Origin of the sequence: Shewanella sp. GXUN23E (assembly GCF_050865035.1) — a bacterium.
Classification (GTDB): domain Bacteria; phylum Pseudomonadota; class Gammaproteobacteria; order Enterobacterales; family Shewanellaceae; genus Shewanella.
The window spans coordinates 1-20,141 of record NZ_JBOZWP010000031.1 but is presented as its reverse complement, the minus strand read 5'-3'; the positions used below and the strand labels follow the sequence as shown (position 1 = coordinate 20,141).

The 20,141-nt window shown below is 52.6% G+C and carries 13 protein-coding genes and 1 tRNA gene; 9 read left to right on the top strand and 5 right to left on the bottom strand.

What is annotated here, in order from left to right:
- The first annotated feature begins 57 nt into the window (after positions 1 to 57).
- Genes ACRRUX_RS19645 through ACRRUX_RS19635 form a run of 3 tightly spaced genes read left to right on the top strand, consistent with a single transcriptional unit; the run spans position 58 to position 3,627 of the window.
- A complete protein-coding gene (locus tag ACRRUX_RS19645; RefSeq protein WP_432533784.1) occupies positions 58 to 1,389 on the top strand; it encodes a PqiA/YebS family transporter subunit in 1,332 nt (443 codons plus the stop codon).
- Positions 1,382 to 3,040: an intermembrane transport protein PqiB gene (gene pqiB / locus ACRRUX_RS19640; protein ID WP_432533782.1), complete on the top strand. Its 1,659-nt coding sequence runs from the start codon at positions 1,382 to 1,384 to the stop codon at positions 3,038 to 3,040. Before ACRRUX_RS19645 ends, pqiB begins: the two co-directional genes overlap by 8 nt.
- Complete coding sequence (locus tag ACRRUX_RS19635; protein WP_432533780.1) at positions 3,037 to 3,627, top strand: PqiC family protein; 591 nt, start codon at positions 3,037 to 3,039, stop codon at positions 3,625 to 3,627. The genes pqiB and ACRRUX_RS19635 overlap by 4 nt, the downstream gene beginning before the upstream one ends.
- A 268-nt stretch (positions 3,628 to 3,895) precedes the next feature.
- On the opposite strand, the gene ppsA is transcribed toward ACRRUX_RS19635, so the two are convergent.
- Positions 3,896 to 6,268: a phosphoenolpyruvate synthase gene (ppsA, locus tag ACRRUX_RS19630; RefSeq protein ID WP_432533778.1), complete on the bottom strand. Its 2,373-nt coding sequence runs from the start codon at positions 6,266 to 6,268 to the stop codon at positions 3,896 to 3,898.
- A gap of 126 nt (positions 6,269 to 6,394) precedes the next feature.
- On the opposite strand from ppsA, the gene ppsR reads away from it, so the two are divergent.
- The 3 genes from ppsR (at position 6,395) to ACRRUX_RS19615 (ending at position 9,480) form a co-directional block, all read left to right on the top strand.
- Positions 6,395 to 7,207 (top strand): posphoenolpyruvate synthetase regulatory kinase/phosphorylase PpsR, encoded by an 813-nt coding sequence (ppsR, locus tag ACRRUX_RS19625; RefSeq protein ID WP_432533776.1) that lies wholly within the window; start codon positions 6,395 to 6,397, stop codon positions 7,205 to 7,207.
- 221 nt (positions 7,208 to 7,428) lie between these two features.
- Positions 7,429 to 8,490 carry a 3-deoxy-7-phosphoheptulonate synthase gene (locus tag ACRRUX_RS19620; RefSeq protein ID WP_432533774.1) on the top strand — a complete coding sequence of 354 codons (1,062 nt, stop codon included), beginning with the start codon at positions 7,429 to 7,431 and terminating at the stop codon, positions 8,488 to 8,490.
- 330 nt (positions 8,491 to 8,820) lie between these two features.
- The gene (locus ACRRUX_RS19615; RefSeq protein WP_432533772.1) at positions 8,821 to 9,480 is read left to right on the top strand and encodes a response regulator transcription factor; all 660 of its coding nucleotides are present in this window, start codon (positions 8,821 to 8,823) and stop codon (positions 9,478 to 9,480) included.
- Between the two features lie 59 nt (positions 9,481 to 9,539).
- Here the strand turns inward: ACRRUX_RS19615 and ACRRUX_RS19610 are convergent, their stop codons facing one another.
- Both ACRRUX_RS19610 and ACRRUX_RS19605 read right to left on the bottom strand, forming a co-directional pair.
- Positions 9,540 to 10,373 (bottom strand): alpha/beta hydrolase-fold protein, encoded by an 834-nt coding sequence (locus ACRRUX_RS19610; RefSeq protein WP_432533770.1) that lies wholly within the window; start codon positions 10,371 to 10,373, stop codon positions 9,540 to 9,542.
- Between the two features lie 57 nt (positions 10,374 to 10,430).
- Positions 10,431 to 13,859, bottom strand: a complete 3,429-nt coding sequence (locus tag ACRRUX_RS19605) for a hybrid sensor histidine kinase/response regulator (protein ID WP_432533768.1) — start codon at positions 13,857 to 13,859, stop codon at positions 10,431 to 10,433.
- Between the two features lie 187 nt (positions 13,860 to 14,046).
- On the opposite strand from ACRRUX_RS19605, the gene acs reads away from it, so the two are divergent.
- From acs to ACRRUX_RS19590, 3 genes are all read left to right on the top strand, one after another.
- Positions 14,047 to 15,996 carry an acetate--CoA ligase gene (gene acs, locus ACRRUX_RS19600; protein WP_432533766.1) on the top strand — a complete coding sequence of 650 codons (1,950 nt, stop codon included), beginning with the start codon at positions 14,047 to 14,049 and terminating at the stop codon, positions 15,994 to 15,996.
- Between the two features lie 351 nt (positions 15,997 to 16,347).
- Positions 16,348 to 18,087 (top strand): DEAD/DEAH box helicase family protein, encoded by a 1,740-nt coding sequence (locus tag ACRRUX_RS19595; RefSeq protein ID WP_432533844.1) that lies wholly within the window; start codon positions 16,348 to 16,350, stop codon positions 18,085 to 18,087.
- 46 nt (positions 18,088 to 18,133) lie between these two features.
- A complete protein-coding gene (locus ACRRUX_RS19590) occupies positions 18,134 to 18,394 on the top strand; it encodes a GrxA family glutaredoxin (RefSeq protein WP_432533764.1) in 261 nt (86 codons plus the stop codon).
- 60 nt (positions 18,395 to 18,454) lie between these two features.
- Here ACRRUX_RS19590 and ACRRUX_RS19585 read toward each other — a convergent pair whose 3' ends face one another.
- On the bottom strand, positions 18,455 to 19,594 hold the full coding sequence (locus ACRRUX_RS19585) for a DcaP family trimeric outer membrane transporter (protein ID WP_432533842.1): 1,140 nt from the start codon (positions 19,592 to 19,594) through the stop codon (positions 18,455 to 18,457).
- 385 nt (positions 19,595 to 19,979) lie between these two features.
- Positions 19,980 to 20,055: transfer RNA gene (locus tag ACRRUX_RS19580), tRNA-Lys, on the bottom strand.
- Between the last annotated feature and the right edge of the window lie 86 nt (positions 20,056 to 20,141).

Below are 20,141 nucleotides of genomic sequence, written 5' to 3'. Positions count from 1 at the left end.
TGCCGGAAAAAGTGCGATATCTTTATAATCCACAGACCGTCCTGAAACCTCATTTTTATGACGAATCATACTCAGACTCTGGCCGCCTGCGCCGAATGCGGCATGGTGACCCGGGTCCCCGAACTACAACCGGGTCAGACCGCCTCCTGTCCGCGATGTGATCATACGCTGACCTCCTGTGTACCGGACTGCCGCAATAAAGTATTTGCCTACAGTACCGCGGCGCTGATTTTATTGGCCGTCAGTTGCTTTTTCCCGTTTATGGAAATCAGCGTTCAGGACATCCATCAGAAAATTGTGCTGCTGGATGCATTGAGCGTGTTTTACTACTTCAACAACGGCGGCGTGGCCTCGCTGCTGGTGATCACCATCGTCCTGCTGCCGGTGCTGTATCTGTGTGGATTAATTCTGCTGTTTTTCCTGGCAACCCGCCGCCGTGTAAGTTCTCCGGCCGGAAACCGTCCTGCGATAAAGTTCATTTATCGCTTTGTGTTTGGCTTTGAGCCCTGGCTGCTGGCCGATATTTTCTTTATCGGGGTGCTGGTTAGTATCATTAAAATGGCCTCCATGACCGATATCGATGTGGGTATTGCGTTCTGGACGTACCTGCTGTTTACCCTGCTGCTGGTCAAAAGCAGCCGCACCGTCGACAGAACCTGGCTGTGCAGCCGGCTGTTTGCACCAGTGGACACAGGTGATGTGCGCCCGGGTGACACACACCTGACCGGCAATCATCTGGTTTGTCACCTGTGTGGTCAGATAAACCCACTGACAGCCGGACATACCCATTGTCGCTGCCGCCGTTGCAACTGCAGACTGCATGAGTTCAATCCCCGGAAAAGCATTCATATTAGTGCAGCCCTGCTGCTGACCTCATTAATTTTCTATTTCCCGGCGAATCTCTATCCCATGATGTTCACCACCAGCTTTGGTGACAGTGACGGGTCCACCATCATGGATGGCGTCATTATGTTGTGGAAAATGGGTTCTTACCCGATTGCGCTGGTGATCCTGACCGCCAGTATCATTCTGCCCCTGACCAAAATGTTGATCCTTGCACACCTGCTCTGGTCTCAACACAAGCTAATGCCACAGAGCGAGCACAGTGCGCTGGAGAAACTCAAGCTGTACCGGTTTATCGAACTTATCGGCCGTTGGTCGATGATTGATGTATTTGTCGTCGCCATTCTCACCGCACTGGTGCAGTTTGGCGAGCTGATGCGGGTGACCCCCGGCAGCGCCGTTTTCTATTTTGCGCTGGTCGTTGTCTTCACCCTCATCGCCACCCACAGATTTGACCCAAGAATACTGTGGCAATTGTCTGAGACGACCGCCATCGCGCATTCAGACGCAGCCTATTCCAATCCACAGAGAGAACAGCATGGATAATCCCCAATCAACCGCCAGAGTAACTGTTTCCAGACGATTTTCTGCGGTGTGGATCATTCCCATCGTGTCACTGATCGCCGCCGGTTGGATGGTCTACCAGTATATGACCGAGCAAGGACCGGAAATTCATCTGACGGTACAGACCGCAGAAGGAATTGAACCGGGTAAAACCCTGATAAAAGCCCGCAGTGTAAAAGTCGGCATCATCACACAGGTCAAGCTGAGTAAGGATTACCGGCAAATCGAGCTGACCGCCAGAATGGACAATGGCACTGAGCGCATGCTTCGCGAAAACAGCGAGTTCTGGCTGGTTAAACCCCGAATCGGTACTGAAGGTGTATCCGGATTGGAAACCCTGCTCTCTGGTCCCTACATTGAACTTCGTCCCGGCGATTCAGATCAAAAACGCAGTGAGTTTGTCATGCTCAGTAATCCGCCGGTTGCCGGCCCGGATGCCAAAGGCACCAGAGTCATGCTGACAGCCAATGAAGCAGGTAAACTGGCGGTGGGTGAACCAGTGATGTTCGAAGGCTTTGTCGTCGGACGGGTGGAGAAAGTTGGTTTTGATGTCGACAGCCGTCAGGCCAGCTATCAACTGTTCATCTTTCAGCCCTATGACAAGTTGCTGCGCACCCGCACCCGTTTCTGGCTGAACTCAGGCATGGACATCACCCTCAATACCCAGGGATTCAATGTTCAGGTTGCGTCGTTGGAAACTCTGCTTTCAGGCGGCGTCACTTTTGCTGTTCCCAAAGGCTCGCCGGAGGGAGAAGCGATCACCGGCCAGCCACCTGAGTTTCGTCTGTACGACAATCTGCAAGAAGTGCGCTCGCAGATGTATGAAAAAATCATTCCTTACGTCATGTTATTCAACGACTCCATCCGCGGCCTGCAACCCGGCGCGCCGGTTGAGTATCGCGGTATCCGCATAGGCACAGTCGCCCAGGTTCCTCTGGCGATGGTCGGCGTAAATTCGGTCGCCAAAATGGAAATCCCGGTACTGGTGAACATAGAGCTGGAGCGTATCTATCATCTTGTGTCCTCCCGTCAAACCGTTACCCAGATGGAAGAGAACTTCGCCAGTGCTTTCAAAAACGGACTCAGAGCGACGCTGAAAACCGGCAATCTGTTGTCCGGCGCGCTCTATGTAGATATCAATTATTACCCTGATGAAGTTGATAAGCAGCCGACAGACAGCCGACAGCGTTTCCATGACTATCCGGTTTTCCCGACGATTGAGGGTGAATTTGTGCAGCTGCAGCAGCAACTGGAGAACATCCTGTCGAAAATCGAAAAACTGCCCATCGACAAAACCGTTGAGCAGCTGAATCACACCCTGAGTCAGTTTGGTGGTGCAGGCGAGCAGTTGCAGCAAACCCTCAGCCGGGTTGATGAATTGCTGACCGACAAAGATACCGCGCAACTGCCTCAAATGCTGAGTGAAACCTTGCAACAGCTGCAGGCTGTACTCAAAGGCTATAGTCCCGGCTCAGGCAATTACCACGAGATAGAGCAGGCACTGCTCAGGGTTAACAAAGCACTGGGACAACTGGACCCCCTGCTCAAAACATTAAATGATCAGCCCGATGCCCTGATATTTGGCACTCAGGGCACACAAGATCCGTTACCGGTGAAAGGAAACCAGCCATGAAATACCCGGCATCTGTATTACTGACTCTGTTACTGACCGCATGTTCATCGGCGCCGCAGCCAACCCAGTACTATCTGCTGAAACCGCAGGCGGACACGGTTGCCACAGCTTATGTGGCGGGAAAACCCTTGCTTATCATGGCGCCGGTAACCATGGACAGCCTGCTCACTCAGGGGGGGATCCTGTATAAGACCAGTGATAACGAAGCTGTGGTCGCCAAGCAGAATCTGTGGGCGCAAAGTCCCGACAGCCAATTGACCAATCGCATTGTTACCGGCTTGCGCGCATCTCAGCAGCACTACTGGCCCGTGACCAATATGCCAGAGCTGGCGACCACACAGGCGCCCACATTGCTGGTGGATGTGCAGGCTTTCAATGGTGACTACCGGGGCGAGGCCATATTAAGTGGTGAGTGGAGCCTGATTGGCGCTGATGGTCGATTGCTTGACTCCCACCCGTTCAGCTATCGCGAGCCACTGGCCAGCGAAGGCTATAGCGCGCTGGTTGATGCACTGTCTACGGCAAGCGATAAGCTGATCACTGATCTTGCCCGCAAACTGGCCCGGGGGTATCCATCCCAACAGTAAGGCTAACCTGGCGTCGCCGGTCTGCAGTGGCACACTGATTTGGGCCGGTCACGCCTGAAGCATCGCTGAATCTGCGTCACGCCGGCTGCGGTAGAGCTGACAATCCCTGTGCCAGTAGCCAATATCAGACAGTCAGTACCAGACAGTCAATATGTCAGGAATGAGACTTCAAAGCGACGAATCGCAAAGAAATCTCATATCCAATAACACGTTAAAAAACAAAAAACCGCCCGAAGGCGGTTTTTTCAATTCAGCAGAGCCCTGCGGATTACGCGTGAGCGTCAGCCAGATACAGCCAGGTATCAATCACGGTATCCGGGTTCAGGGATACAGTGTCGATGCCCTGCTCTACCAGCCAGGCCGCGAAATCAGCATGGTCGGAAGGACCCTGACCACAGATACCAACATAGGCACCTTTGGCCTTGGCCGCCTTGATGGCCATGGCCAGCAGCACTTTCACCGCTTCGTTGCGCTCATCAAACAGGTGGCTGATGATGCCGGAGTCACGGTCCAGACCCAGCGTCAGCTGAGTCAGGTCGTTGGAGCCGATGGAGAAACCATCGAAATACTCCAGGAACTGATCCGCCAGCAGGGCGTTGGATGGCAGTTCGCACATCATGATAACGCGCAGACCATCTTTACCACGCTCCAGCCCCTGCTCTTTCAGCAGACCAATCACCTGCTCAGCTTCAGACAGAGTACGCACGAATGGGATCATGATTTCCACATTCTTCAGACCCATATCGTTGCGAACACGCTTGATGGCTTCACATTCCAGCGCGAAACAATCACGGAAGGACTCGGAGATGTAACGGCTGGCACCGCGGAAGCCCAGCATTGGGTTCTCTTCCTCTGGCTCGTAGCGGTCACCACCCACCAGGTTGGCGTACTCGTTTGACTTGAAGTCAGACATACGCACAATCACCTTCTTCGGATGGAAGGCCGCTGCAATGGAGGCGATACCTTCAACCAGACGGGCCACATAGTATTCAACCGGAGAAGCATAACCGGCGATCATCTCGATGATCTCTTCCTGCAGCGCTGGGGTTTGCTGATCAAATTCCAGCAGGGCTTTAGGGTGAATACCGATCATGCGGTTGATGATGAACTCCAGACGGGCCAGACCCACACCTTCGTTTGGCAGACGGGCAAAGTCGAATGCACGGTCAGGGTTACCGACGTTCATCATGATTTTCATCGGCAGCTCAGGCATGGAGTCCACGCGACTGGACACCACTTCGAAGTCCAGCTTGCCATCATAGATGTAGCCGGTGTCGCCTTCGGCGCAAGATACAGTCACTACCTGACCATTCTGGATACGGTCAGTCACGTCACCACAACCCACTACCGCTGGTACACCCAGTTCACGGGCGATAATCGCGGCGTGACAGGTACGGCCACCACGGTTGGTCACAATGGCGCTGGCGCGCTTCATGATAGGTTCCCAATCAGGGTCAGTCATGTCAGTCACCAGTACGTCGCCTGGCTGGATCTTATCCATCTCGTCGATGGAGTTCAGTACCTTGGCAACACCTGAGCCAATCTTGTGACCGATGGCGCGACCTTCAGAGACCACTTCAGTCTTGGCACTCTTGAGGTGATAGCGCTCAATCAGCTGCACATCTTCACGGGAACGTACCGTTTCAGGACGAGCCTGAACAATGTACAGACGGCCATCATTGCCATCTTTCGCCCATTCGATGTCCATTGGACGGCCGTAATGCTTCTCGATGATCATCGCCTGCTTGGCCAGTTCCATCACCTCTTCATCAGAGATGGAGAAAGTGCGGCGCTGCTGCGCGTCTACATCTTCAATTTTCACCTGCTTACCGTGAGAGGCATCGTCTGAGTACACCATCTGGATCAGCTTGCTGCCGATGTTGCGGCGTACCACAGCCTTGTGGCCTGCAGTCAGGGTTGGCTTGTGAACATAAAATTCGTCAGGGTTTACTGCGCCCTGTACCACCATTTCACCCAGACCGAATGACGAGGTTACAAATACCACATCATCGTTACCGGATTCAGTGTCGATGGTGAACATCACACCTGAGGCGGCTTTGTCGGAACGCACCATGCGCTGGATACCGGCAGACAGAGCCACACCACGGTGGTCATAACCCTGGTGTACCCGGTAAGAGATAGCACGGTCGTTAAACAGAGAGGCAAATACGTGTTTGATGGCAACGATAACAGCATCGTAGCCTTTCACGTTCAGGAAGGTTTCCTGCTGGCCGGCAAAAGAGGCATCCGGCATATCTTCTGCAGTCGCGGATGAACGAACAGCGAAGGAAGCGTCGAGGGTTTCAGAGGACAGCTTGTCGTAGGCTTCGTGAACGGCCTTTTCTAATTCGCTCTGGAAAGGGGTATCGATAACCCATTGTCTGATCTGTGCACCGGCCTTGGCGAGTGCGTTGACATCATCTACATCCAGGCTGTCAAGCGTCTCGTAAATTTTCTGGTTAAGTCCACTTTGTTCCAAAAACTCATTGAACGCATGGGACGTTGTCGCAAAGCCACCAGGTACTTGAACACCGGCATTGGAGAGATTGCTGATCATCTCACCCAGAGAAGCGTTTTTACCGCCAACAATGTTGACGTCGCCCATGCCTAATTCCTGATACCAGAGTACATATTGCTGCACAGTTCTATCTCCGCAAGTTTTTATTTCATTGGCCCCTTCACACGAGGGCACCGGCATTCTACACTCCCGAAAAGTTAGCGTAAATGCATAATTTTATTTGTAATTTTATTACTACAAGAGGTCAGAATGACTCGCCATGTATTTTATATTTCCGACGGTACCGCCATCACAGCCGAGGTGTTCGGGCACGCGGTACTCTCCCAATTTCCAATGGAATTTGAATCACTTACCATCCCGTTCGTAGAAACAATCGCCAAGGCAAATGCTGTTAAAAAGCAGATCAATGATTGTTTTATTACAACAGGACAGCGCCCATTGGTGTTCCATTCCATCGTCCAACCGGAAATCAGGGACATTATCTACTCCAGTGAAGGCCTTGATTACGACTTTCTGAACACCTTTGTTTCGCCACTCGAACAACAATTGGGGATCAAGGCAACGCCTGCCCTGCACCGTACCCATGGCATGGCCAATGCCGGTTATGAAACCCGCATCAACGCCATTAATTTCGCCATGGAGAACGATGACGGCCAGACCATGAAACATATGGACAATGCCGACATTATCCTGATTGGGGTATCCCGCTGCGGCAAAACCCCTTCCAGTCTGTACTTATCCATGCAGTTCGGTATCAAGGCGGCTAACTACCCCTTTACCGAAGAAGATATGGACAGTCTGAAATTGCCCGAGGCGCTCAGACGCAACAAACACAAACTGTTTGGGTTGACCATAGATCCTGCCCGCCTGCATGAAATTCGCCAGACCCGGATGGAGAACAGCCGCTATTCCTCCATGCGCCAATGCCGGATTGAAGTCAAAGAAGTGGAAATGCTGTACAAAAAGGAGCGCATCCCCTTTGTGGATACCACCAATCACAGCGTGGAAGAGATTGCAGCCAAAATCCTTGATACCGCCGGTTTAAAGCGGCATATGTTCTAAAATTTCAGTGTTTCAGGCGGGGCAAACACAGTCGTGTTCCGCCTGTTGCAGTTTATTCACCGGAATCGTCCGGTGATTGCCAAAAATTCTAAGTTAAAACAAAATCATTGTGCAGATGGCGAATAATAGTGCACTTGCCCCTGTGAACATGGGCTGGATTCGTTATAATCCCTCTCAAGTTGGCGAAAAAGCGCCTGATATTGATTGCTCCGGTACAGTGAATGACCATTAAAACCGATGAACTCCGTACTTCTTTACTCTGTAAAGTGATCTCCCCTGCCCAATTGGCAGCCGAATATCCCCTGACTCAGGAGGCTGCTGATTATCTGGTTCAACAGCGTCGTGAAGTCGAAGCCATCCTTGAGGGCAAAGATCAGCGTTTGCTGGTCATTATCGGCCCCTGCTCCATCCATGACACCAAAGCGGCACTGGACTATGCCCAGCGCCTGGCACAGTTGCATCAGGAACTGAAAGATGATCTGTGCATTCTGATGCGGGTGTATTTTGAAAAACCACGCACCATAGTCGGCTGGAAAGGACTGATCTCCGATCCAGACCTGGATGGTTCTTTCAGCCCCAACAAAGGTCTGCGCCTTGCCCGTCAGCTGCTGCAACAGATCACTGAGCTGAAACTGCCTATCGCCACCGAGTTTCTGGATATGGTGAACGGTCAGTACATTGCTGATCTCATTACCTGGGGCGCAATTGGTGCCCGCACCACAGAAAGTCAGGTGCACCGGGAAATGGCGTCAGCACTGTCCTGCCCGGTGGGCTTCAAGAATGGCACCGATGGCAATATCAATATCGCCGTAGATGCAGTGCGCGCATCCCGCGTACCTCATATCTTCTACTCACCGGATAAAGACGGTGCCATGGCGGTTTATCGCACCCATGGAAATCCATACGGCCATATTATTCTGCGTGGCGGCAAACAGCCTAACTACAGTGCAGAAGATATCGCCCGCACCCGTGCACAACTGGAAGACGTGGGGCTTAACCCGCGCATCGTGGTGGACTTCAGTCATGGCAACAGCCAGAAACAACACAAGCAACAATTGAATGTGGCCGATGATGTGATGGCACAGATAGCGACCGGCGACACCACGATTGCCGGTATTATGGCAGAAAGCTTCATTGAAGAAGGCAATCAGAAAGTCGTTGAAGGGCAGCCACTGGAATATGGCAAGAGCATTACCGACGCCTGTCTGCACTGGGCGGATTCAGAGATTTTACTGCGCAAGCTGGCCAAAGCGTCCAGAAGCCGTATCGATAAGCTGAAGTAACCCGATCTGATGATTGAAGAGCCACCCTCAGGGTGGCTTTTTCATTTTCAGCGGTCACTTCGCACGATTTTTTGGGAACATTTTGCAAAAAACGAGCGAAGAAAACCGCGCCGAAAACATCATACTTTAGTCGCAGCCTTCTTTTAGGAGTGCCCGGAACATCTGGAATTTTCGGGTTATGAAACAGTATATTTCGCACCGTCCTGATGCCAGCTAAAAACGCTAACTATCGCATTCGGCAAGATTTTTATGAAATTCACATAGGATTGCACATTACTTTTCTGTTACATTGTCGACATCTTCACGTGCAACCAAAATCACTATTAAGCCATGAAGCTGGAAAATCTGAATATTATCATTGCCGACGATCATCCTCTGTTTCGCAATGCCCTGAGGCAGGCGCTGACGACTACCTTTGGGGACACCCGCTGGTACGAAGCCGACTGTGCCGATGCACTGCAACAGTTACTCGATACTGACACCGACTATGATTTGGTGCTGCTGGATCTGCAAATGCCCGGCTCTCACGGGTACTCTACCCTTATCCATCTGCGGGCCCACTACCCGGAATTACCTGTGGTCGTGGTTTCCGCCCATGAAGATGCCGGCACCATCAGCCGGGCACTGCATTACGGCAGTGCCGGGTTTATTCCCAAGTCAGCCTCAATGGAAACCCTTGGCGCGGCACTGCATGCCGTACTTTATGGTGATATCTGGTATCCACAGGGAATCGAGCTGATTGAGATCGATGACAACAATCATGAGCAAATGGCCAACAAGCTGGCAGAGCTGACGCCTCAGCAATACAAAGTGCTGCAGATGTTTGCCGAAGGTTTGCTCAACAAACAGATTGCCTATGATCTCGGGGTATCGGAAGCCACTATCAAGGCACATGCCACGGCCATCTTCCGTAAACTTGGCGTTCGCAACCGAACTCAGGCAGTCATCGCCCTGCAGCAGCTGGAAATGGAAAAACACGATATCAGTTAAGCGTAACTCACTGTTAACCGTCACGATCTGTTTAACGTGACGGTCAATCGAACACGGCGTTACAGATACAGGCTGTGAAATTTAAGATGCTGGCCGATAAAGCTGGCAATAAACCCCGGCGTTACGCTGTATTCCCGAACGCCGATCAACTCCAGCGGATATCCCTTGGCTTTAGCCGCATCCAGAACGCTCCGCTGGCCTGCTGCAATGACAGAAGTCAATCCCTGCTCCACCTGATGAAACAGCACGGGTAATTGCGTCAGGCTCAAGGCAAGCAACTCCGTTATATCGTATTGCCGCATGGCATCGGGATTGTCCCCCATCAACAGGGCCAGCATACGGGCCTCAACACTGTCAGCCACGATTGACAGGCGGGGATTCAGACCGGACACACAGGAATATTTCTGCGGCTGACTCAGTGCCAGTACCATGGCGCCGTGCGCGCCCCACCCCACACCACAGATGGATTTGCGACTGCTGATGGGAAAATGCGACTCCACTATGCCGGGCAGTTCGCTCTGCACATAATCAAACAAGCGGAAATGGCGCTGCCATGGAACCGATGTCGCATTGAGATACAGGGCCGGAAGCGTTTCCTTCCCCAGGCGGGACGTCAGATCCGGCACATACTCCCCCCGGGGATGAACATCCGGGCAGATGAGCGCCAGTCCAAGTTGGGCGGCGTGAAACTGTGCCATATAAATCCGCATCAGGCTGGCATCATCATCGCCGCTGTCGCCCAGCCAATATACTGCCGGCACCTGAGTCTTTGCAGCTGCGGGCGGCAGGAAAATGCTGAAGGTCATTTCACAGTTAAGCACAGTAGAATTATGGTTGAAGCGTTTTATCCAGCCACCAAAGCACTTTTCAGCCAACAGTTTCGCGGTAATCATTCTGCCTCCCTCATTGCCTGTCGCCTGCTGCCCAGTTATTGAGTATAGTTCGCCGGGTTATCCGGCTTTCAGCAAACTGGACATCAGAGCCCGCAATGCCGCTGGCTTCACCATTTTCGCCATATAGTGGTAGCCGCGCTGCTGAACATCTTCCACCAGCGCCTTACGGGTGTTGGCAGTGATCAGAATGCCGGGAAGATGTTGCCCATACAATGCCCGGATCCCATCCATTGCATCAACGCCGTTCTGACCATCATCCAGATGATAATCCGCCAGCACGATATCCGGCGCCACCCCTTTGAGGCCCAATTTGATTCTGGCATCGGCCAGATCCCGTGCGCACACCACCTCACATTGCCAGCGACTGAGCAAACTCTCAAGCCCCGCCAGAATCGCCTCCTCGTTGTCAATACACAGCACCTTAACCCCCGCCAGGGGTTGCAAATTACCGGGTCGACTCAGCGGCGCGCTGTAACTGAGTTTTTCCCCAAGCGGTACCCGTACCGAAAACACCGACCCTTTGCCCAATATTGACTTGACGGCTATCGGATGATGCAGCACCCGGCTGATCCTGTCGGCAATCGCCAACCCCAATCCCAGACCACCTACCGCGCGCGAGCTGGGGTTATCCAGTCGCCGGAACTCTTTGAAAATCTCCCGGGTTTGCTTCTCATCAATGCCGCAACCGGTGTCGAGCACCTGAATTTCCAGCTCGTTGTCCCTGCGCCGGCATCCCAGCAGCACTTTGCCGCCCTTGGCATAGCGATAAGCGTTGGTCAAAAAGTTCTGTAATACACGGCGCAGCAGCGCAGGATCGGTATACAGGGTCGAGCTGCATTGTTGATAGCGGAACCGGATACCGGAATCTGCTGCCATGGCATCAAACTCCACCGCCAGCCCATCAAGCAATTCGGACACGGCGACCTGCCGCAGATTGACATCAACCCGCCCGGAGTCCAGCTTGGAAATATCCAGCAGATCTGTCAGCAACTCGCCGGCGGTTTTCAGCGAACTGTTGATATGAGTGAGCGTAGTCTGAGCCTCATTATCCAATTTGGGATACTGGGACAAAGACGCAGTAAACAGACGCGCGGCATTCAGCGGCTGCATCAAATCATGTCCCACCGCCGCCAGAAAACGGCTTTTGGAGGCGTTGGCCATTTCTTCCTGCGCCTTGGCCTCAAGCAACTCACTGTTGAGTTTGGCAAGCTCAAAAGTCCGTTCCTTCACCCGGGTTTCCAGCATTTCGTTGGCTTCACGCAGCGCCTGCTCCTGCAGCCGATACTGAGTGATGTCGGTAAAGGTCATCACAAAGCCACCACCTGGCATCGGATTACCCTGAATTTTGATGACTTTGCCATCATCCCGCTGACGCTCTGACACATGAGGACTGCCACGGCGCATATGTTCAAGCCGCCGGGCAACCTGCTCTTCCACATCCCCGCGACCGCAATAACCGCGTCTGGCGTTAAACCGGATCACATCCGCAATCGGCATCCCCGGCTGTAAAAAGTTCTCCGGATACTGATACAACTCAATATAACGGTTATTCCAGGCCACCAGATTAAGGTCCTTGTCCACCACGCTCATCCCTTCATAGGCATGTTCAATGGCGCCGCGCAGCATATCCTGGCTGAGAATAATCTTGGAAGATGCTTCATCCACCAGGGAGAACACTTCATCAAGCGCCAGATCCCGCCCGCGCAGCACTGAGTCCATCACCAAGGCGGCGCTGGACGCTCCCAGCACACCGGCAAGCAGGTGCTCTGTGTGTGCCACCAGCTGTGGCGTCGCTACCCGGCTGCGGTTGTCAGCACCAACGGCTTCAGGCATAAACCGGCTGAAACTTTCATAAGCACGGCCAGGCGATACAAACCGGCTGGCCAGGATCAACAAATCCTGCTGGGTTACCCCGCCGGTGCGGCGATTGCCAGAGTCTTTAAGCTCTCCGGGAGTAACAAAATGACTGGCCTGAATACGCTCTGCCACACCGGCCCTGAACCACAGAGATCCCAGCACATAACACAGACTGTTCACCAGCAAAGCCAGCAGCACGTCATTGACGTTGGGATTGAGAGACTCAAGCACCATGATGCCATCGGGCAATAATGAGTCGCTGGCCAGCACATCCCGGATGAGGATATAACACCACAGCGCGAAGCCAACCAGCAGCCCCATATACACCCCGCCGCGGTTACCGTGTTTCCAGTAAAGGCCGCCAACCAATGCCGGAGCCAACTGAGCAAACGCACCGAACGACAGCATCCCCAAATGGGACAGAGAGTCACTGTTATCGAATATCAAAAAACTCAGGTATCCCAGCGCCAGAATAATCACTATCGACAATCGCCGGGCGTTCAGCAAAAACTGGGCAAACTGATTGAAATTCTTGCGACGGATCTTGCCGGTACGCAGCAACATAGGCACCAGCCATTCGTTGCTGATCATAATGCTGATGGTCACCACAGCCACAATCACCATACCGGTCGCCGCCGATAGGGTGCCCAGAAGCGCGATCACCGCCACCACCGGCATGTCCAGCAACAGTGGCATATTGATGACATAGGTGTCAGGCGGCACGCTGTCTCCCAGCAACAAGCGTCCGGCCTGTCCAAGCGGCACTACAAACAGCGCGAATAACAGCAGATAGACAGGCAGCAGCCAGCGGCCTTTACGCAGGATTTTTTCATCTGCGCACTCCACCACCATCACATGGAACTGTCTTGGCATACACAAAAATGCAGCGATACCGACGATCAACTCCGGCAGCAACACCGACAGTTTCAGCTCCGCGCCCTTAATCAGACTGGCCTTGTCAGCCTGCGCCCAGATATCACTGAAACCATCGAACACGCCAAAGCTAATCACCACACCGACCAGTAGAAACGCCGCCAGCTTTACCAGTGATTCAAACGCAATCGCCACCATCATCCCGGGATTGTGCTCGGTGGCATCGAGCTTGCGGGTACCGAACAAAATGGCAAACACCGCCAGAATAAAAGTGATCAGCAGGGGCAGACTGGCATTGCCCAGACTGTCACCGGTTGGCCCGAACAGCCCCACGGCCATCACCATGGCTTTCAGCTGCAGCGCGATGTAAGGCATGATGCCAAACAGTGCAATCAGGGTGACCAGTGCCGCCAGTAACTGGGATTTGCCGTAACGGGCCGCAATGAAGTCAGCCACTGAGGTGATATTCTGGCTTTTGGAGATCACCACCATTTTTCGCAGCATGCCAAACCCCAGGGTAAACACCAGGATTGGGCCGACGAAGATAGGCAGATAGGACCAGAGATCCGTCGAAGATTGGCCAACAGTTCCCAAAAAGCTCCAGGAAGAACAATAGACCGCCAGACTCAGGCCATAGATGGCGACCTGCAGACCCGGACGGATACGGTTAACGTAGCGCTCCGCGCCCCAGGCCAGCAGAAACAACAGGAAAACGTAGCCAATGGCGATGACGGCTACCAGTAGGGTCAGATTCATGGATATCCCAATTTTTTGTTTTATTGTGCGTTATTTCAGCAATCTAATCCAGCCCCAGCACTGCACTCAAGCCACTAATCTTTATAGCATTTTTTGACATATACCAAGGTCTAATGGAGGCCACAGGGCTTCCCCCGCATACTCACCCAACGCATTGTAATTATTTTCAAAGAAAGGGAAGCCACCCATGAGCACGCAGTCTCTCTACAAAGTATCGGATTCCATCGCTGCCGATGCCCATATCAACAATGAAAAATACAAGCGCATGTATCAGGAGTCGGTGGTAAACCCTGAAGGCTTCTGGCGCGAACATGGCCAGCGTATCGACTGGATGAAACCTTTTACCAAGGTCAAGGATACCTCCTTTGACGATCACAATCTGTACATCAAATGGTTTTACGACGGTACCCTCAATGCCTCAGTAAACTGTCTGGACAGACATTTGGCCGATAAAGGCGACAAACCCGCCATCATCTGGGAAGGCGACGATGCCAGTGAGCAGCGTACCCTGACTTATGCAGAGCTGCACAGACAGGTCTGTCAGTTTGCCAATGCCCTGAAAGGCCAGGGAGTACGTCGCGGTGATGTGGTCACCCTGTATATGCCCATGGTTCCGGAAGCGGCGGTTGCCATGCTGGCCTGTGCCCGCATCGGTGCCGTCCACTCTGTAGTGTTCGGCGGTTTTTCTCCTGACTCCATCGCATCACGTATCATCGATGGCAAGTCCAAAGTGGTGATCACTGCCGATCAGGGCGTTCGTGGTGGCCGGATTGTGCCGCTCAAAGCCAATATCGATCAGGCGCTCAATCACCCGGATGTCACCACTGTCGAGCGGGTCATTGTGCTGCAACGCACCGGTGGCGATATCCACTGGCAAACCGGTCGTGATGTCTGGTGGCACGATGTAGCAGCCACCGCTTCTGAGCACTGTGTAGCGGAAGAGATGAATGCCGAGGACCCTCTGTTCCTGCTGTATACCTCAGGCTCTACCGGTAATCCCAAAGGTGTATTGCACACCACCGGTGGCTACATGGTCTATGCCTCCATGACCCATGAATATGTATTTGATTACAAAGAGGGTGAAATCTACTGGTGTACTGCCGACGTCGGCTGGATCACCGGACACTCGTACATGGTGTATGGCCCGCTGGCCAATGGCGCAACGATTCTGGTGCACGAGGGTATCCCCAACTATCCAAGTCCAGCACGCCTGGGTGAGATGATTGACCGTCATAAGGTGAATATCCTGTATACGGCACCGACACTTATCCGTGCGTTAATGGCTGAAGGCAAAGAGCAATTTGCCAATTTTGATGGCAGCTCGCTGCGCATCATGGGCTCTGTGGGTGAACCCATCAACCCTGAGGCATGGCGTTGGTACCATGAAGTCATAGGCCACGACAAATGCCCGATTGTTGATACCTGGTGGCAAACCGAAACCGGTGGCATTCTGATTACGCCACTGCCCGGTGCCACTGACACCAAGCCCGGCAGCGCAACCCGTCCTTTTTTCGGGGTGCAACCGGCACTGGTCGACAACATGGGCAATATTCTGGAAGGTGCTACCGAAGGCAATCTGGTGATACTGGACTCCTGGCCAGGGCAGATGCGCACAGTTTACGGTGACCACGAACGTTTTGTGCTGACCTACTTCAAAACCTTCCGAGGCATGTATTTTACCGGTGACGGCGCCCGTCGTGATGAAGACGGCTACTACTGGATCACCGGTCGGGTGGACGATGTGATCAACGTTTCAGGTCACCGTCTGGGTACCGCTGAAGTCGAAAGTGCGCTGGTTGCCCACGATCTGGTGGCCGAAGCGGCAGTGGTAGGCTATCCCCACGACATCAAGGGCCAGGGCATTTATGCCTATGTCACCCTGACCAAGGATGCGGCGCAATCAGAAGAGCTGCGTCAGGAACTGCGTCAGTGGGTACGCAAGGAAATTGGCGCACTGGCGACACCGGACCTAATCCAGTTTGCCGGCGGACTGCCCAAGACCCGTTCAGGTAAGATCATGCGTCGCTTCCTGCGAAAAATCGCCGCCAACGAGATCAGCAATCTGGGCGATGCTTCAACCCTCGCCGATCCGGCCGTGATTGATGTCCTCATTGAGAGCCGTCTGAACCGCAGCTGACAGCATTTCGCCTGACACTTCCCAACCGAGGGGGTAACACCAACAGGTGTTATCCCCTTTTTCATGGCTATCGGTAAGACCCAAGACTGAATCTGGGCAAATCCAACCAATGGACCATTGGCGGGTAACAGGAATGGGATAAAGTGGTTGCAGGTATCAGGAGATGTGGCTGATACCCGCCATCCCATAACAATACAAACCTCAAATGCTTCAAGTTTTGGCCTTTGGACAGGGATGCAGTCCTCCCGGGTTTATCCCACCCTGTCCGGGGCCGTTTTCAGCCCCCTTGTGGTACACTCTTGCCGCCGACCAATCAGCGCCTGATGCAGTGACCCAAACACAGTGACCAAAATCCAGCTCAGAGACTATCAACAGCAGGCAGTCGATGCCGCAATCACCCATTTTCGACATTCCAGTGACTCCGCCGTACTGGTATTGCCCACCGGCGCCGGCAAGAGCCTGGTGATTGCCGAACTGGCCCGCGTCGCCCGGGGACGGGTGTTGGTGCTCACCCATGTCAAAGAGTTGGTGGCACAAAATGCGGAGAAAGTCGGCTTGCTGACCGAGCAGGCAGGTATCTACTCTGCCGGGCTTGGACAAAAACAGAGCCAGGAAAAAACCGTGGTCGCCAGCATCCAGTCAGCGGCCAGAGCGCAAGCACAATTCCAGCAGCCCTTTTCTCTGGTGATCATCGACGAGTGTCATCGGGTCAGTGGCGAAAGCAACAGCCAGTATCAGCAGTTGTTGTCACATCTGCAAAGCATCAATCCAAAGCTGAAAATTCTGGGGCTGACAGCAACCCCTTATCGGCTTGGTATTGGCTGGATCTACCGTCATCACTACCATGGTCGTGTAGGCAATACCGAAAAACCTGTGTTCGAAAAATGCATTTTCGAATTGCCGCTCCGTCCTTTGATAAAAAACGGTTATCTGACTGAACCCAAAGTGCTTGATGGTCTTGCCGCCCAGTACGACTTTGATCTGCTCACCAAAGACAGCCACGGGCAGTTAACTGACACCCAAATTAACAATCTGCTGTCCCACAGCGGGCGGGCGACCAAGGCCATCGTCACGCAAATCAGGCAGCTGGCGGCTCATCGCCTGGGGGTTATCATCTTTGCCGCCACAGTGCGTCATGCCCGTGAGGTGATGACCCTGCTGGAGGACGAGTCAGTGGCACTTATCACCGCAGACACCCCCAATGATGAACGCGACCGGCTGATCACGGCGTTTAAGTCCAGGGAGATCAAATTTCTGGTGAACGTTGCCGTGCTGACAACCGGCTTTGATGCCCCTCATGTTGATTTCATCGCCATATTGCGGCCCACAGAATCTGTCAGTCTGTATCAGCAGATGGTCGGTCGGGGATTGAGACTGGCACCAAACAAAACCGAGTGTCTGGTGATCGACTATGCCGCCAACGGATTTGATCTTTATTATCCGGAAATCGGCCAGCCCAAGCCTGACAGCAAATCTGTACCGGTACAGGTGCACTGTCCTCAATGCAATTTTGCCAATATATTCTGGGGTCTGACCGATGATGACGGCGATATTATCGAGCACTTCGGGCGTCGTTGTCAGGGACTTGTTGGCGGCGACAATAGCCAGTGCAGCTATCGATTCCGGGCCAGGATTTGTCCGGATTGTGGCGCGGAAAATGATATTGCAGCCCGTATCTGCCAGCAGTGCGATTCGACGTTGGTGGACCCGGACACCCGCCTTCAGCAGGTGCTGAAAAAGCAACATCATCATCTGTTTCGTTGTCAGGATATGTTGCTCAGTGCCAACAACGGTATGCTGCAGGTAACTTATCTGGATATCGAGGGCAATCAGCAGATACAAAAGTTCAGAATGGAAACCCAGGCACAAATCCGCGCGCTGTACGCGGTGTTTATTCATTCTCACTCGCGCACACCCGGATTAAAACTGCCTGCCATCAAACAACCGGAAGATGTAGTTGCCCTGGCCGACCGCTTCCGGCACCCGGATCTTATGCTACTGAAAAAAGGTAAAAAAGGCTGGGATATCATACAACAGTACTTTGACTACCAGGGGCGTTATCAGACTGAGAATCGCGAGTATGCTTCTTAGTATGGGTGTGGTATAACATGCGCCATGCCAACCTAAAGGAGCAAATATGTTTGTTGTTATTTTTGGCCGCCCAGGCTGCCCATACTGTGTTCGCGCGGTTCAATTATCAGAACAGCTCAAAGAAAAGCGTGAAGATTTTAACTTCAAGTATGTGGATATTCATGCCGAAGGGATCAGCAAAGCAGATCTGGAAAAAACGGTAGGCAAACCGGTTGAAACTGTACCACAGATTTTTGTCGACAAAGAACACGTCGGTGGCTGTACCGAGTTTGAACAATTTGTCCGCGACAATCATCTGCTGGACTAATTGCACATAAAAAACGGAGGCTTTCGCCTCCGTTTTTCATTTACCCTAAGGGTTATCAACTTAGAGTACGTATTTAATGGAGAACAGAATGCGGTTGAGATCAGCATCAACCCCATCCTGACGCTCGTTCATCGCATACATATATTCCATTCCCACTGTCAGCGGCTTGACAGGAGAATACAGCAGGTTGATATAACCTGAATAGGCCGTCTCATTCACCGCGCCACCGGTCAGGGCAACATCATTATCAGCCTTGAATCCGGACAGGGTGAAACTGCTGCGCCATTGGTCGTTCCACCAGTGACGATAAGACGCAAAACCGGCATAAGAGCTGATGGCTTTCAAATCGCCGGAAGCATTCAATACCGCCGCATTGACGTAATTCAGTGCCAGATAACGTCCCAGCCCATCACCATAGGTAGCGGTGAATTTGAAATCATCCTTGTTACCTACCGGGATCACACCGGAAAAGCTGACACCATAACCAAATTCAGTGGTGTCATAACCATCCTGATCCAGCACTAACTGACGGGCAATACCGGCAAGCGCGAACTTGCTGCCGCCATCAGTCTTGAAGTTGTAACGGGCCACCACATCAGGCACCCAGCCTATCCCACCGGTAATGCGCGCGCCGCCACCATTGGGGGTCACAGTGGTTTCCGGGTTTTCAATGGAGAACTGCCAGTTCCCATTGGTGTAACGCAACTGGGTTTGACGGACGAACGGCGTACCATCGGCAGCACCCACAAAGTCCAGATTTTCAGGCAGCGCACCCGGGTTCTGGAAGGTACTCCAGGTCTGACCCGCCAGCCAGTTGTCATAGCTGATATACGCCTGACGCAAACGGGGCGAATAACTGTTACTGACCCGCTCGTTGCCATCTGTATGAGTCATAAAGTCCAGTTCGATAAACCCGGTAACCTTATGACCATCGACGTCGGTCACAGTCTTAAAGTTAAAACGGGATTCACGGGCCTGGAAATCAACCACTTGTTTGCCGTTGGTTGGGTCGCCATAAATTGTACCCGGAACATAAAACTGACGGGATAAAGATCCGGAATCCGGCGCCCCGTTACTGTAATCACTGAACATCACATCAGCTTTGATATAACCACCGAATGTAAAATCGGTATTGGCAGCATTTACCGCACCTGCCATCAGCAATGATGAAATCATCGCCGCGAGCCTGGCTTGCTTAATCATTGTCACTCCCCCTCATTGGTATATTTCTAAGGGGAATATGACCAAACTTTAGAGCAAGCAATATTAGCAATAGGTCTATAAGACAAATGTCTACCCGAGATAAAACATAAGCACGACATTATTTAAAATGCGTTCAAGATCACAGTAGAGTAACATCCGCAGTCGCATGACATTGATCGCTGTCAGAGTATGCAGTGATTCAATAGTGACAGCACTTCACGACATGCGGGGCAACTGAACAACCGGCAAAACAGGTACCCAAAAAGCTTGGCTAAACGAGAATTTGAATAACGATGACCCATTGAGTTCTATTTTGAACCACTTCGGTCATGATGATTGAACCATAGAAACGATGAGAAATAAGAATAGCGCTTTAAAGGAGTGGTGGGTCGTGAAGGATTCGAACCTTCGACCAATTGGTTAAAAGCCAACTGCTCTACCGACTGAGCTAACGACCCATATTGTGGTGCAACCTGTTATCAGACTGCGGACTTCCTCAGAGAGAAAGTGGTGGGTCGTGAAGGATTCGAACCTTCGACCAATT

Coding starts and splice junctions, on each gene's coding strand:
- ACRRUX_RS19645 (WP_432533784.1), top strand. CDS start 58: ATGACGAATCATACTCAGACTCTGGCCGCCTGCGCCGAATGCGGCATG.
- ACRRUX_RS19635 (WP_432533780.1), top strand. CDS start 3,037: ATGAAATACCCGGCATCTGTATTACTGACTCTGTTACTGACCGCATGT.
- ACRRUX_RS19620 (WP_432533774.1), top strand. CDS start 7,429: ATGACCATTAAAACCGATGAACTCCGTACTTCTTTACTCTGTAAAGTG.
- ACRRUX_RS19615 (WP_432533772.1), top strand. CDS start 8,821: ATGAAGCTGGAAAATCTGAATATTATCATTGCCGACGATCATCCTCTG.
- ACRRUX_RS19610 (WP_432533770.1), bottom strand. CDS start 10,373: ATGATTACCGCGAAACTGTTGGCTGAAAAGTGCTTTGGTGGCTGGATA.
- ACRRUX_RS19605 (WP_432533768.1), bottom strand. CDS start 13,859: ATGAATCTGACCCTACTGGTAGCCGTCATCGCCATTGGCTACGTTTTC.
- acs (WP_432533766.1), top strand. CDS start 14,047: ATGAGCACGCAGTCTCTCTACAAAGTATCGGATTCCATCGCTGCCGAT.
- ACRRUX_RS19590 (WP_432533764.1), top strand. CDS start 18,134: ATGTTTGTTGTTATTTTTGGCCGCCCAGGCTGCCCATACTGTGTTCGC.
- ppsR (WP_432533776.1), top strand. CDS start 6,395: ATGACTCGCCATGTATTTTATATTTCCGACGGTACCGCCATCACAGCC.
- pqiB (WP_432533782.1), top strand. CDS start 1,382: ATGGATAATCCCCAATCAACCGCCAGAGTAACTGTTTCCAGACGATTT.